Source organism: Collinsella sp. Sow4_D11, from assembly GCF_052116465.1.
Lineage (GTDB): Bacteria > Actinomycetota > Coriobacteriia > Coriobacteriales > Coriobacteriaceae > Collinsella.
This window is the reverse complement of sequence record NZ_JBQKLA010000015.1, coordinates 40,551-53,936: the sequence shown is the minus strand read 5'-3', so window position 1 is coordinate 53,936 and position 13,386 is coordinate 40,551. Positions and strand designations below refer to the sequence as shown.

Here is a 13,386-nt window from a genome sequence, read left to right as displayed (position 1 = left end):
GGGGGGGGGTGTTTTTAGCCCCCCCCCAATAAGAGTGTAAAAAAAAACCCCCCCGCCCAATTTTGGGGCCCCCGGCCTCGTCGGTGGGGGAGGGTCTGCTCCGCTATAATCGCCTAGGACATTAAATGGAAACGGGACGGGAGCCATACATGCGCCAGGGTTTCGACAACGCGAAGTATATCGAGCTGCAGGCTGCTCACATTAAGGAGCGCATCTCGCAGTTTGGCGGCAAGCTGTATTTGGAGTTTGGCGGCAAGCTGTTCGATGACTATCATGCGAGCCGCGTGCTGCCGGGTTTTGAACCGGACAGCAAGTTCCGCATGCTCAAGAGCATTGCCGACGACGTCGAGGTCATCATCGCAATCAATGCGAACCATATCGAGAAGAACAAGGCCCGTGGCGACTTGGGCATTACCTATGACGAGGACGTCCTGCGTCTGGTCGATCTGTTCCGCGGGAACGGATTTGCCGTTGCCGCCGTGGTCATCACGCAGTATGCCGGTCAGCCCGCTGCCGACGTCTTCCGCAATCGTCTAAACGCGCTCGGCATTCCCGCCAAGCTGCACTATCCCATCGAGGGCTATCCGCACGATGTTGACCTGATCGTTTCTGATGAAGGCTACGGCAAGAACGAGTTTGTCGAGACCACGCGTCCGCTCGTTGTCGTGACGGCGCCCGGCCCTGGCTCGGGTAAGCTCGCCACCTGCCTGTCGCAGCTGTATCACGAGCACAAGCATGGCACCGCTGCCGGCTATGCCAAGTTCGAGACCTTCCCGGTCTGGAATCTCCCCCTTACGCATCCGGTGAACATTGCCTATGAGGCTGCCACGGCAGACCTCGATGACGCCAACATCATCGACTCGTTCCACCTTGAGGCATATAACAAGACCACGGTCAACTACAACCGAGACGTTGAGGCGTTCCCGGTTGTTCGCGCCCTGATGGAAAAGATCTTGGGCGAGAGCCCCTATCAGAGCCCTACGGACATGGGCGTCAATATGGTCGGTTTTGCCATTACCGATGACGATGCATGCCGAGATGCCTCCAAGATGGAGATCGTGCGCCGCTATTTTGCCGCGGTTGAAAGCGTGCGCCGTACTGGCGTGGGCGATGAGCAGGTCGACCGTCTCAAACTCATTATGAAAAAAGCCGGCATCGACAAGAACTATTCGCCGGCACGCTCGGCTGCTCTCACCAGGGAGCAACTGACGGGCGGTCCCGTGGGTGCCATGGTGATGCCGGACGGTTCGGTAGTGACCGGAAAGACCTCAACGCGTCTGGGTGCCGCGAGCTCGCTCATCATGAACGCGCTTAAGCATGTTTCGGGCGTCGATCTTGAGCTCGAGGTCATCAGCGATGAGGCGATTGAGCCTATCAGCAAGCTCAAGACGCATTTCCTTGGCAGCAAAAACCCGCGTCTCCACACCGACGAGACGCTCATGGCGCTCTCTATCACCTCGGCCACGAGCGAGACGGCTACTCGTGTTCTTTCGGGTCTTGAGCAACTGCGCGGCTGCGATGCCTTCTTTAGCGTGATTATCTCGCCTACGGACGAGACGGTGCTGCGCAAGCTGGGCATTAACGTGTGCTGTGAGCCCAAGTTTGAGCGACGCGGTTTCTTCCATCGCTAAGATTGAGATGAGACGCCGCATCGGAGTGCGCACCCGATGCGGCGCTTAGGGGTATTTAGGGCTTAATTTGCCGAAATTTAGGCCGTTTACCTGCCCAAAAGCGATTTGCGCGGTATACAATTACCTCAGTGGATACATCCTTTGCGGGGCTACCCATGATGGATGTTGCCGGCCATCGAGGGATGCGCCGGTCATGCGCGGTGCTTTTGATGCTCGTGCTCGGTTTGAGGAGGCTGCCATGGCGGGCAAGGGTCGTGCGAGTGTCAACGATATGAAGCGTGTCGAGGTGCTGGTGCTGATGGAGATCGATCGGCAATCTAAGGGAAACGGTGTGCCGTACGGTTTCTCGCGCAAGACACTCTCCGAGTGCGTAGGGGTTTCGCCGTATCGTGCCCGCGCTGCAATCGACCGTTTGGATTCTGATGGCCTTATCGAGGTCGTTTCTCGTTATAACGATGATGGCGGCCAGCTTGCAAACGGCATATGCCTGACCGGGCGAGGCGAGTGGTACCTTAAGGGTGTTCGTGCCGGCATGCTTGTTCAAGATATGTTGAAGGATGAGACTGCCGATCGGTAACAACACGGCAGTTTCGACGAGCCTGCACCGCCCAAAGCTACTTGGGCGGTGTTTTGTTTCGAGATGGAGAAATGCGGGCATGCGGGTGAAAAATAGCGAGCGGCTTGCTTTTCGAGTATTACAATGAAGACCCGTAAGATGTGAATGGAAAACTTCTACGGGAAGCGCAGGTAATTCAATATGACCAAGCATGTGTTTGTAACCGGCGGCGTAGTTTCGTCCTTGGGTAAGGGCATCACCGCGGCCTCGTTGGGCCGTCTGCTCAAATCGCGCGGCTACAAGGTGACGATGCAGAAGGCCGACCCGTATCTGAACGTCGACCCCGGCACCATGAGCCCGTTTCAGCATGGTGAGGTCTTCGTGACCGAGGATGGCTACGAGTCCGACCTGGACCTGGGCCATTATGAGCGCTTTATTGACGAGAATCTGACCCGTGATTCCAACTTTACGACCGGCGCTATCTACAAGAGCCTGATTGCCCGCGAGCGTCGCGGTGACTTTTTAGGCGGCACCGTTCAGGTGATTCCGCACGTCACCAACGCCATTAAGGATAAGTTCCGCCGCATCGAGGAGCAGACCGGTTCCGACGTGGTCATCACCGAGCTGGGCGGCACGATTGGCGATATCGAGTCGCAGCCGTTCGTGGAGGCCATCCGCCAGTACCGTAAAGAGGCCGGTCCCGAGAACGTCTGCTACATCCACGTGTCGCTCGTCCCCTATATCGCCGCCGCGCACGAGGTCAAGACCAAGCCCACGCAGCATTCGGTCAAGGAGCTTCGCAGCTTTGGCATTCAGCCCGACATCATTGTGCTGCGTTCTGATCACCATATCGACGATGCCATCCGTGGCAAGATCGCAAGCTTCTGCGACGTCGATACCGACTGCGTCTTTACCAACGAAGATTGCGCGAGTATTTACGATGTGCCGCAGCTGCTCGCCGAGCAGGACTTTGACCTGCGCATTTGCGAGCGCCTGGGCTTGGACCCGCGCGAGCGCGACATGAGCGAGTGGAACGAGTTCCTGCGCAAACAGAATCATGCCAACCACCATGCCGACAAGGTCAAGATCGCCGTTGTGGGCAAGTATACCCAGCTCCCCGATGCCTACCTGTCGGTTATCGAGGCCCTGCATCATGCAGGCGTTTTCTATGATCGTCATGTGGACGTGCAGCTGGTCGACGGCGAGAGCCTCGACGAGCAGAACGTCTCCGAGGTGTTAGGCGACGCATCGGGCATTTTGGTGCCCGGCGGCTTTGGCAAGCGTGCCCTGGAGGGCAAGATTCTTGCTGCCGAGTTTGCTCGCGAGCATAAGATTCCGTATCTGGGCATTTGTCTGGGCATGCAGGTCGCCGTGTGCGAGTTTGCCCGCAACGTGGTCGGCCTTGCCGGCGCTAGCTCCTCCGAGTTCGATCCGGACGGTCCGTTTAGCGTAATTGACCTGATGAGCTCGCAGGAGGACGTGACCGAGAAGGGCGGCACCATGCGCCTGGGCGCCTATCCGTGCAAGCTCGCCGCCGATACCCTTGCGCGCGAGGCCTATGGCGAGGAGCTTGTCTATGAACGCCACCGTCATCGCTTTGAGTTCAACAATGCCTTCCGCGACCAGCTCGAGGACGCGGGTTTGGTTATCTCGGGTCTTTCGCCTGACGAGCGTCTGGTCGAGATGGTCGAGCTGCCGCGTGACGTGCATCCGTGGTATGTGGCCACCCAGGCCCACCCCGAGTTTAAGAGCCGTCCGACCAAGCCGCAGCCTCTGTTCCGCGAGTTCGTGCGCGCTTCGATTGGCCAGCACGAGGGTATCGATCGCCTGCAGGTGACGCCCATGAACCTCGCGACGGACTAAGGGTGCCAGCGAACGAAAGACATACCGAAGATACTCCCTCGTTGCTCGATACGGTGGCGGGGGAGTATCTTGATTACCTTGCGGTCGAGCGAGGCTTGGCGCGCAATACGATCGCGGCATATCGTCGTGACTTGACGACTTACTGTTCCTACCTGCAGCGGGCCGGTGTTGAGTCCTTTGAAGGCGTGAACCGTCAGATAATAGAGGGTTTTGTCGGTGATCGGCGCGACGGGGGCTACTCCGATGCCTCGGTGGAGCGTGCAGTTGCGGCCGTGAAAGGTTTGCATGCCTTTTTGGTTCGCGATGGGATCGTCGCCCAAAACCCGACGGCTGCACTGCGCCTGCCCAAAAAGGCGGAGCGCCTTCCGGAGTATCTCTCGGTAGGGGATGTCTCGGCGCTCCTCGACCAAGATTTCCCGGAAGGGGAGATGGGTTTGCGGGACCATGCCATTTTGGAAGTGCTCTATGGATGTGGCCTGCGCGTGAGCGAGTTGGTGGGGCTCGATGTGGGCGACGTCCATTTTGACGACGGCTTTGTGCTGGTGCGCGGCAAGGGCTCGAAGGAGCGGCTTGCCCCACTCGTGGGAAGTGCCGCACGGGCTATGGCTCAATATATTGCTGATGGGCGTCGGCGCCTGGCCGCTCATGCCCGCGGGTCAAAGACGCCGGCAGTCTTTTTAAATAAGAACGGTGGTCGCCTGTCGCGTCAGAGTGTTCATGTCATATGCGAGCGATACGGGCGTCAGGTGGGACTGGTGGGACTTCATCCTCATACCTTGCGTCACTCCTTTGCGACCCATATGCTTGCGGGCGGTGCCGACCTGCGCGTGCTACAGGAGATTTTGGGACATGCCGACATTTCGACCACACAGGTCTACACGCATGTCGACCGCACGCAGCTGACCGAGGTCTACCTGGCGGCTCATCCGTTGGCGCATCGCTAGCGACTCTTTGACCTGCATATTTACAACTAATGGGGGACGGACCCCAGGTTGTCGTGACGCGGTTTTGTGCGCGTATCGGCAATCTGGGGTCCGCCCCATCTTTTGTCTTGCGCCGATGCGCCGGTGGGTCGCGTGTGACGTTGGTGGGGAAGTTTGGGGGGGCGATGTGAACGGCGCGTAAAGGGACACAAAATTCGCCTCAAGGTCAACTTGAAGGTTGAGGTTGAAAGCCGGGCTGCTACAGATGGCATCTCGGCTTTGCTGTAAACACAACATATTGTGTTTTCGAACATATGAACGAGGGTGTTTTACAGCATATAGAGGGTGGAGTGGTGGGGTGTTGTGGGGGAAGGTGTGGGGAAAGATGTTGAAAAATGGGGCAGTTCCCCATATTATTAATGACGTCGACAGGCGGGGTGGTTCCCCGCGTACGTGCCATCTGAGTAACCGAGGGGAGGGCGCACATGGGAATGACGGGTGCATACGAGCGCAATCTCGATGCAAAAGGTCGTCTGTCCCTGCCTGCACCCCTTCGCGAGGAGCTTGGAGAGCATGTTCGCGTGTTCAAAGCCCTGGATGTCGATGCTCTGTACGTGTTCTCTGCCGAGGCCTTCGATAAGTGGGTCGAAGGACTCTTCGCGGGTCGTGAGGGCCACGAGGGTTTTAACCCGCGTGACATCAACGACCAGAAACTCATGAGGGCGATCAACAAGCGCACCACCTCGATGGATGTGGACAGCGCCGGTCGTATCGGTCTTTCTGAGTCTCTCCGCAAGCAGGCGAAGCTCGACCGCGAGGTCACGGTTGTGGGCAACTACGACCACCTCGAGGTTTGGGACCGTGCTACGGCCGATGAGGACGATGACGATGAGGCTCTGCTGGACCTCTTCTTCTCGTAAGGGCAAGGCATGAGTAACGGATGGAGCGTGGGATCTTGACACAAGAATATCGGCATGAACCTGTCATGCTCGGCGAAGTGCTTGAGTCGCTGCAGCTAAAGAGCGGATCTGTCGTCTGCGATTGCACCCTTGGCGGTGCCGGTCATTCGGTAAAGATGGCCGCGCAGGTGGGGGAGACGGGTCTTTTGCTTGGCGTCGATCAGGACGACATGGCCCTCGAGGCCGCTGGTGCCCGTCTGGACCGCGAGGTCCCCGGTGTCCCGCATCAGCTGCTGAAGGGCAACTTTGGCGACTTGGACGAGCTGCTTTGCTCGGCCGAGGTGCCCGGGGTCGATGGCTTCCTGTTCGACTTGGGCGTTTCGTCACCGCAACTCGATATCCCTGGCAGGGGCTTTTCGTATAACGAAGATGCCCCATTGGACATGCGGATGGATCCGGGTAACAACACCCTAAACGCAGCTGAGGTCATCAACACCTATAACGAACACGACCTCGCCCGGATTCTACGCGTCTATGGCGAAGAGAAGTTCGCCTCGCAGATCGCACGCGAGATCGTGCGTCGCCGCGAGTCCGAACCGATTGAAACCACCGGTCAGTTTGTCGAGATCATCAAGGCTGGCATTCCGGCTGCCGCTCGTCGGCATGGCGGACACCCGGCCAAGAAAAGTTTCCAGGCCATTCGCATCGAGGTCAATCATGAACTCGATGTGCTCGAGAGAGGACTTGACGCCGCCACCAGGTGGCTCAACCCGGGCGGACGCATCTGCGTCATCTCGTATCACTCGCTCGAGGACCGTATCGTAAAGAATCACTTTAAGGAGATGAGCCAGGGGTGCACGTGTCCGCCGGAGATTCCGGTGTGCGTGTGCGGCAACGTGCCGATACTCAAGGTCATCACCCGCAAACCCTTGGTTGCCCAACCCGATGAGGTTGCGCGCAACCCTCGGGCGAGATCAGCCAAAATCCGCGTGGCGGAGCGCTTGTAGCGTTACGCGCGCGATATTGGACCTCCCGCTCGCACCATAAACGAAGCTTAAACACACTACCAACGTACTCGGGATGGGAGGCGGCATATCATGGGCTACAACACCTCAAACGCAGCACTCGCCTATGATATGAACGCCATGCCCGCCTACCGCGAGGCACCGCAGGCGCCCGCTGCTCCTCGTGAGCAGCGCACACCGCGCTTTGATGTCTACACGGGCGCGGGCCGTCAGGCAAACCAGGCGGTAAGCCCGGTTTTCATGAGCGTTCTTAAAACGTTTTGCATCATTGCGGCTATCTTCATGACGATTGGCGTCGCCCGCGTGGCGCTTGCAAGCGTTACGGCCCAGGTGCTCAACAGCAACGCCGAGCTTACCAGCACGCTCGAGAAGGCGACCGATGAGAGCTCTGACCTTGAGGTCATGCACTCTGTTTATGGTGCCGATACGCGCATTCGCGATCTTGCGGGCGCTTATGGCATGGTGGAGCCCAGCGAGAGCGTTACACTTGATTTTTCGCAGGATGCAGCCGCGGGCGCTAGCTCGGCTGCGGCTGTCCAGTAATAAGACGGTAGCTGAGTATGACAAATGATTATCGCCGCGGTCCAGACGGGAGTCGCGGGCAGGGACGTCCCTCTTCGCGGGGACGTTCTGGTTATCAAGGATCGGGTCGGTCATCTTACAACTTGGGGCCGAATCGTGGCAACGACCCAACGTCGCGCCTTCGCGGCTCGGATGACCCTCAAGTACGCAATAGCAGATCGAATAGACGATCTTCGACCGAATGGCTTACGGGGACGCCATTGCCTCGCCGTAATGTCGTCATGGGTTGTATCGGTTTGGGCCTGGCTGCGGGCGCCATCCGCCTTGCCGACTACCAGATCGTAAATGCCGATGAGTTGCGCGGGCGCGCCGATGCTCGACGCCTGCTTGCGGAGACGCTTTACGCCAAACGCGGCACGATCTACGACCGAAACGGCAACGTGCTGACGTCGTCGGTCGAGTGCAGCAATGTCGCCGTGAATCCACAGCTGATTGAGGATGTCGACAAAACGGTATCGGCCTTGGTTAAGGCGACTGGAATCGATAAGAAGACTTGCCGCAAGCTGGTTCAGTCCGACGGCACCTGGGTGTATATCAAGCGCCAGGTGGACGAGGACGATGCCGCGGCATTGAAGAAGAAAAATCTGCCCGGCGTGCTCTTTGAGCAGGCGATGAAGCGGGTGTATCCATACGGCAATCTGGCTTCGCAGGTTCTAGGCGTGGTGAACGTTGACAACGTGGGCCTAACGGGCCTTGAAAAGCAATATGACAAATTGCTGACCGGAACAAACGGCACGCTGGTACGAGAGCGTGCGAGGGACGATAGCTATATTGCGGGTGGCGCCTATAAAAAGGTTGCCGCCATCGATGGCGTTGACATCGTGACGACGCTGGATGTCAATATCCAGCGTGCAGCAGAGGACGCTCTGGCGGAGGCGGTCGAGAAGACCAAAGCCAAGAACGGTTCGGCTTTGGTGACAGACCCTACTACCGGCGAGATTCTGGCCGCCTGTTCGTATCCGACCTACGACCCGACCAATTTGGAGAACGCCAAGACCGAGGATATGAACTTGCGCTTGGTCACCGATGCGTATGAACCCGGTTCGGTCTTTAAGACGCTCGTTGCAGGTGCGGGTTTCGACTTGGGCGTCGTGCGCTCGAGTACGTCGTTTGAGGTGCCGGCGAGCATTAAGGTCGGCGACGATACCGTCACCGATGCCGATAAGCGTGACTACGCCATGACCATGGATGTGCGCGAGATGATGCGCCGCTCATCCAATGTTGGCTTTGTATTGGTCGGGCATAAGATCGGCGCGGACGATTTTGCCGCGTACGTGGACAAATGGGGCGTTGGACACAGTTCGGGCATCGATTTTCCCGGCGAGAGCCTTGGCATTGTCAAGGAGCGTGACCAGTATGACGGTGCCACGTTGGGCTCGATGAGTTTTGGCCAAGCGCTGTCTGTCTCGCCGATCGAGATTGCGCGCGCCGTGGGTGGCATTGCCAACGACGGCGTGATGATGACGCCGCACTTTTATAAATCCAGCAAAGGCGAGGAGAAGGACTGGGGCGAGGGCGAGCAGGCGATTTCTGAGGATGCCGCCGCCCAGGTGACATCGTGCATGCAGACGGTCGTTTCCGAGGGCACGGGTGTCGGGGGCGCCGTCGACGGTTACGACGTGGCGGGTAAGACCGGTACGGCCGAGCGCGCCGATGAAAAAGGCGGCTACCTCAAAGCGAGCTATATGTCGTCCTTTATGGGGTTTGCCCCGGCGCAAGCACCCAAGGTTTTGTGCTATATCACGCTCGACGGAACGCCGAGCGGTTCGGATGCCGCCGCCGTGCCGTTCCAGGTCATTATGGCTAACGCGCTCGATGTGTTGGGTATCCCACGCACCAAGTAGGGGGTTACAATCCTGAAAAGGGCTGTCGATTAATCTGGAGGGTGTTCACATGCCCTGCACCACGCATGCGCGGCGCTGGGATACAATACGCCGATAGCATTATTAGGTTTACAGGGGAGCTGCAATGATAGAGATCGCCGTCAACAACCTCGCGGCCGCAACAGGGGCCCGGACCGTGACGGGAGAAGCCGATCGGGTATGCCGTGGGTGCGTTATCGACTCGCGCCAGGTTGAGGAAGGCACGATTTTTGTTGCCTTTCCGGGTGAAAAAGTCGACGGCAACGATTTTGCTTCCCGCGCCATCGAATCGGGCGCCGGCGCTGTTGTGATGACGCGCGAGCCCAATGCCGAGCTTGTATCGCTGGCTCAGCGTAAGGGCTGCGCCATCCTACACACCGATGATCCCGAGGAATTTTTGCTGCGCCTGGCACATGCCTATCGCACGCAGCTTGGCTGCCTAGTAGTTGGCATTACCGGCTCTATCGGTAAGACGACGACCAAGGATGTCCTTGCGGCAGTGCTTGCCAAGCGCTATCGCGTTTGGGCCACCAAGGGTAATTTCAACAATCTGATCGGTATGCCGCTCACGGTTTTGGCCGCTCCTGCCGACACCGAGGTGCTGGTTCTCGAGATGGGTATGAACCATTTTCACGAGATCGAGCGCCTTTCTCGGTCCGCCAATCCCAACCTTGCCATCGTGACCAAGATCGGCACCTCTCATATTGGAATCCTGGGAAGTCGCGAGAATATCGCCCGCGCTAAGTCCGAGATTGTTGGGGGCATGTGTGCCGCCGACGACCTTCTCCCGTTGCTGGTTTTGGGCGGCGAAGACGACTTCACCCCGTTCATTCGTGAGACGTTTGCCGAGCCCGCGGGTATCGACGTGATGCTGGCGGGTGTTTCGGATGTTGATGAGGTTTGCGCCCGCGGCATTCACATTGATGATGAGGGTCGTCCGGTCTTTACGCTTGACTTTGGTATGGGTGAGTCCGTTGACACCATGCTCGCCATTCCCGGCGTCCAGTCCGTTCCCAATGCCGTTAAGGCCGCCGCAGTTGCCTATCGTTTGGGTGTGACCCCCGAGCAGATCGATGCTGCCTTTAGGGGTATCGCGATTACCGGTCATCGTCAGGAGATCAAACACGCCAAGAGCGGTGCCCGCATTATCGACGACTCGTATAACGCCAGCGCCGAATCCATGGCTGCTGGCCTTGACCTGCTGTGCTCGCTTTCGTGTTCTGGCTCTCGAATGGCGATTCTGGGCGAGATGGGCGAAATGGGCGACGAGGCCCCCCGCATGCATGAGCTGGTGGGCGCCTATGCCGCGGCTAAGAAGCTCGATATGCTGGCGTGCGTGGGCGGTGAGCTGGCCGCTCGTATGGCCGAAGCCGCGCGCATGATGGGCATGGACGAGGACCGCATCCAGGTGTTCTCCGATTATCAGCAGGTGCTCGACCGTATGGCCGGCGCACTTGAGAAACATGATGTTGTGCTGGTCAAGGGCTCTCGCTTTGTCGAGCTCGACCGCTTTGTGGAAGGTGTGTGCTAGCCCATGTTCGGGAACCCCGCGTATCCTACATACCAGGCCTTTTTGGGACTTGGCATCGCCGCCGCCATTGCGCTGCTGCTCATGCCGTGGTGGATCAAGCTTCTTAAGGTCGAGGGTATCGGCCAGCAGGTCCGCGCCGATGGACCCAAACGCCACCTGATTAAGCAAGGCACGCCCACCATGGGCGGCGTTGTCATTCTCGTAGCCGTTTCGCTGACGTGCCTTTTGATGGGCAAGCTCACCACCGAGCTTGTGCTCGTGCTGCTTGCCACGCTTGCAACCGGCGTTCTGGGCCTTATCGACGATTTGACCTCTGTCACGCACGGTCGTTCGCTCGGCCTGACGCCCCACGCCAAGATGATCGGTCTCACCATCATCTGCGTCACGTTTACCGTGCTTGCCGTCAGCTGGTGCGGCGTTGCCCCCGAGATTCGTTTTCCCGGCGGTCTGACGATTGACCTCGGTATCTTCTCGACCACCATTGGTGGCCTTACCTTTCCGTGGCTCTACATCGTCTTTTGCTGGTTGATGATCGCCGGTCTTTCTAATGCCGTGAACCTGACCGATGGCCTGGACGGCCTTGCCGGTGGCACCTCCATGATTGCCATGCTTGCCATGGCTGCCATGGCGTTTTTGCACGGTGACGTAAACCTGTCTATCTTCTGTACCGCATGTGCTGGTGCTTGCCTGGGCTTCCTTTGGTTCAACTGCTATCCGGCGAGCATCTTTATGGGTGATACCGGCTCTCTTGCCTTGGGTGCGGCCTTTGCCTGCACGTCCATTATGACCAACACCGAGGTCGTCTCGCTCATCATCGGCGGCCTGTTTATCGTCGAGACCCTGTCGGTCATGATTCAGGTCGTCTACTTCCACTTTACGCATAAGCGCGTCTTCCTTATGGCGCCCATTCATCATCATTTCGAGAAGAAGGGATGGGCCGAGACTAAGGTCGTCATCCGTTTTTGGATTGTCGCTGCCGCTTTTGGCGCTCTGGGCCTTGCCCTGTTTTTCCAGTTGGGATAGTGGTTTTTCATGCCTCTTGCAGATTCCTTTAGCCTGCTCGTCTTGGGCCAGGGTAAGTCCGGTCTTGATGTCGCTCGCTGGGCGCTTGCGCACCCCGAGCGCGTGAGTACCGTTACCGTGTACGGTGGCGGCACGTCCGAGCCCAATGATGCCACGCGCTCGCTCGAGGCGCGCGGGGTATCGTTTGTCTACGGAACCGAGCAGGTCGAGGGCGCGTTTGATGTATGCGTGACGTGTCCGGGCATCTCGGAGTTCTCGTCATTCTTTAAGGCTGGCCGCGATCACGCTGTCCAGATCATGGGTGAGCCCGAGTTTGCCTACCGCCTGTCTCCCCAAAATTGGATCGCCATTACGGGCACCAATGGCAAGACGACCACCACGTCGCTGACCGACTACCTGCTTAAGGCAGCGGGCGAGGCGAGCGTTGCTGTCGGTAATATCGGTGAGCCTCCGGTGAACGAAATCGACGACCGCGCGCATAACGAGTGGTTTGTAGCTGAGCTTTCGAGCTATCAGATCGCAACGACCCAGGAGCTTCACCCCCGTGTGGCGGTGCTGCTCAACATCACCCCCGACCATCTGGGCTGGCACAAGAGCCATAAGAACTATGCGCTCGCCAAGATTAAGCTCTTCGAGAATATGGTCGATGATGACCTTGTGGTTATCGACGTCGAGGATGCCGGTATCCATGAATTCGATGAGTATGTCTACACGCCGGGTCGTCGCATCTGCAAGGTCGCCTTTGACGAGCCTGCGGGCGAGGACGCCGCATTTGTGCGCGATGGCAAGATGGTCATTCGCCTGAAGGGCGTCGAGGCCCCGCTCATCGCCACGTCCGAGCTCAAAATCTCCGGACATCACAATGTCATCAATGCCCTGTGCGCTGCCACGGCTGCCCTGGCCGTCGGTGCCGATGTCGACGGTGTGTGTCGCGGCCTGGCCTCATTCCAGCCGCTGGAGCACCGCGTTGAGCCCTGTGGCGAGATCGATGGCGTGCGCTACGTCAACGATTCCAAGGCAACGAACACCGATGCGGTCGAAAAAGCCCTGACGGCGTTTCCCGACGACGACGTGATCTTGCTGCTCGGTGGTCACGATAAGGGCACGCCACTCGAGTCCTTCGCCCGCGTTGTCATGGACAACGTGCGATCGGTCGTCTGCTTTGGCGATGCGCGCGAGCGCTTTACCGCCGCTATGGACGAGGCCGATGTCGATGGTGATGTTGATATCGCTCAGGCAGACGACCTGCGCGACGCCGTCGACGTTGCCCGTTCGCTGTCGAGCCGAGGCGACGTGATCCTGCTTTCTCCCGCCTGTTCTTCGTTCGATGAGTTCTCGGGCTACGAGGAGCGCGGCCGCGTGTTTAAGGACTACGTGGCCCAGCTTGCCGCCGCAGCGAAATCGCAAATGGAATAGGGGCCGCCGGTGAGAGAGGAGAGCCCCCGACAAGGTATGAGGAGGCCCGACTCGGACCGTGCTTCCTCGCAACGC

General features: G+C 58.6%; 11 protein-coding genes. All 11 read left to right on the top strand.

Features of this window, described 5'->3' with window-relative positions; genetic code table 11:
- Positions 1-149 precede the first annotated feature (149 nt).
- The 11 genes from ACTQ40_RS07485 to murD all read left to right on the top strand — a co-directional run bounded on the left by ACTQ40_RS07485 (position 150) and on the right by murD (position 13,311).
- Positions 150-1,631, top strand: coding sequence for a DUF1846 domain-containing protein (locus tag ACTQ40_RS07485; RefSeq protein ID WP_154515227.1), 1,482 nt, complete (start codon positions 150-152; stop codon positions 1,629-1,631).
- Positions 1,632-1,824: 193 nt separating this feature from the next.
- Entirely contained in the window at positions 1,825-2,208 is a 384-nt protein-coding gene (locus tag ACTQ40_RS07480; RefSeq protein ID WP_441044758.1) for a hypothetical protein, read from the top strand.
- 180 nt (positions 2,209-2,388) lie between these two features.
- A complete protein-coding gene (locus ACTQ40_RS07475) occupies positions 2,389-4,050 on the top strand; it encodes a CTP synthase (RefSeq protein ID WP_441044757.1) in 1,662 nt (553 codons plus the stop codon).
- Positions 4,051-4,091: 41 nt separating this feature from the next.
- Complete coding sequence (gene xerD, locus ACTQ40_RS07470) at positions 4,092-4,994, top strand: site-specific tyrosine recombinase XerD (RefSeq protein ID WP_441044756.1); 903 nt, start codon at positions 4,092-4,094, stop codon at positions 4,992-4,994.
- A 464-nt stretch (positions 4,995-5,458) separates the two neighbouring features.
- Positions 5,459-5,893, top strand: a complete 435-nt coding sequence (locus ACTQ40_RS07465) for a division/cell wall cluster transcriptional repressor MraZ (protein ID WP_441044755.1) — start codon at positions 5,459-5,461, stop codon at positions 5,891-5,893.
- Between the two features lie 20 nt (positions 5,894-5,913).
- The gene (gene rsmH / locus ACTQ40_RS07460; protein ID WP_154515233.1) at positions 5,914-6,879 is read left to right on the top strand and encodes a 16S rRNA (cytosine(1402)-N(4))-methyltransferase RsmH; all 966 of its coding nucleotides are present in this window, start codon (positions 5,914-5,916) and stop codon (positions 6,877-6,879) included.
- A 90-nt stretch (positions 6,880-6,969) separates the two neighbouring features.
- A complete protein-coding gene (locus ACTQ40_RS07455; protein WP_441044754.1) occupies positions 6,970-7,440 on the top strand; it encodes a hypothetical protein in 471 nt (156 codons plus the stop codon).
- Between the two features lie 239 nt (positions 7,441-7,679).
- Positions 7,680-9,323: a peptidoglycan D,D-transpeptidase FtsI family protein gene (locus ACTQ40_RS07450; RefSeq protein WP_441545600.1), complete on the top strand. Its 1,644-nt coding sequence runs from the start codon at positions 7,680-7,682 to the stop codon at positions 9,321-9,323.
- Between the two features lie 124 nt (positions 9,324-9,447).
- Positions 9,448-10,872: a UDP-N-acetylmuramoyl-tripeptide--D-alanyl-D-alanine ligase gene (locus tag ACTQ40_RS07445; protein ID WP_427719184.1), complete on the top strand. Its 1,425-nt coding sequence runs from the start codon at positions 9,448-9,450 to the stop codon at positions 10,870-10,872.
- A 3-nt stretch (positions 10,873-10,875) separates the two neighbouring features.
- Complete coding sequence (gene mraY, locus ACTQ40_RS07440) at positions 10,876-11,895, top strand: phospho-N-acetylmuramoyl-pentapeptide-transferase (RefSeq protein ID WP_154515238.1); 1,020 nt, start codon at positions 10,876-10,878, stop codon at positions 11,893-11,895.
- 9 nt (positions 11,896-11,904) lie between these two features.
- A complete protein-coding gene (murD, locus tag ACTQ40_RS07435) occupies positions 11,905-13,311 on the top strand; it encodes a UDP-N-acetylmuramoyl-L-alanine--D-glutamate ligase (RefSeq protein ID WP_441044753.1) in 1,407 nt (468 codons plus the stop codon).
- Positions 13,312-13,386 lie beyond the last annotated feature (75 nt).

What these genes read in the sequence shown, in the direction of transcription:
- ACTQ40_RS07480 (WP_441044758.1), top strand. Translation starts at nt 1,825, where the DNA reads ATGCGCGGTGCTTTTGATGCTCGTGCTCGGTTTGAGGAGGCTGCCATG.
- ACTQ40_RS07455 (WP_441044754.1), top strand. Translation starts at nt 6,970, where the DNA reads ATGGGCTACAACACCTCAAACGCAGCACTCGCCTATGATATGAACGCC.
- ACTQ40_RS07475 (WP_441044757.1), top strand. Translation starts at nt 2,389, where the DNA reads ATGACCAAGCATGTGTTTGTAACCGGCGGCGTAGTTTCGTCCTTGGGT.
- ACTQ40_RS07485 (WP_154515227.1), top strand. Translation starts at nt 150, where the DNA reads ATGCGCCAGGGTTTCGACAACGCGAAGTATATCGAGCTGCAGGCTGCT.
- rsmH (WP_154515233.1), top strand. Translation starts at nt 5,914, where the DNA reads ATGGAGCGTGGGATCTTGACACAAGAATATCGGCATGAACCTGTCATG.
- ACTQ40_RS07445 (WP_427719184.1), top strand. Translation starts at nt 9,448, where the DNA reads ATGATAGAGATCGCCGTCAACAACCTCGCGGCCGCAACAGGGGCCCGG.
- murD (WP_441044753.1), top strand. Translation starts at nt 11,905, where the DNA reads ATGCCTCTTGCAGATTCCTTTAGCCTGCTCGTCTTGGGCCAGGGTAAG.
- ACTQ40_RS07465 (WP_441044755.1), top strand. Translation starts at nt 5,459, where the DNA reads ATGGGAATGACGGGTGCATACGAGCGCAATCTCGATGCAAAAGGTCGT.
- mraY (WP_154515238.1), top strand. Translation starts at nt 10,876, where the DNA reads ATGTTCGGGAACCCCGCGTATCCTACATACCAGGCCTTTTTGGGACTT.